Below are 590 nucleotides of genomic sequence, written 5' to 3'. Positions count from 1 at the left end.
ATCTGCATCAAGGGAGTACTTACTAATCAGTTGTTTTCCTAGGTGTCCCCGACAACCTTCAGCGAAGACGGTTTGCTTACCGATCAGCTCGATGCCGGGCGTGAAGCCCCCCTTTTGCTCACCAGTTCGACCGACACCCATGTCTGCGGTCACAACGCCTCTGACCCTCCCCTCCTCGTCGTACAGGACATCCGATGCAGGAAAGCCCGGAAACACATCGACACCGAGGGCCTCGGCTTGCTGACCCAGCCAACGGCAAACATTGCCAAGGCTGACGATATAGTTTCCATCGTTGTGCATCGTACTGGGAGCGAATACTCCGGGAACCCGAATGGAACGGTGAGAGCAGGACAGATAGAAAATTTCGTCTGATTTCACGGGGGTGTTCAGTGGCGCCCCCATATTTCGCCAATCAGGAAACAATTCATTCAGTGCGGTAGGTTCGAATACAGCACCGGACATGATATGCGCACCGACCTCTGCGCCTTTTTCGACCAGACATACTGATAATTCCCGCCCTTCTACGATCGCCAACTGGCGCAGGCGAATGGCAGCCGATAGACCGGCAGGCCCTCCTMCCACTACGACGA

1 protein-coding gene is annotated in these 590 nt (G+C 55.2%); it reads right to left on the bottom strand.

Annotated elements, in window-relative coordinates:
* A partial coding sequence (locus AC1DVH_RS32480; RefSeq protein WP_477757222.1) for an NAD(P)/FAD-dependent oxidoreductase occupies positions 1–590 on the bottom strand: 590 nt, incomplete at both ends.

The sequence above is a fragment of the Pseudomonas sp. P4_C3 genome (assembly GCF_056402075.1).
This window is presented reverse-complemented; position numbering and strand designations above follow the sequence as displayed.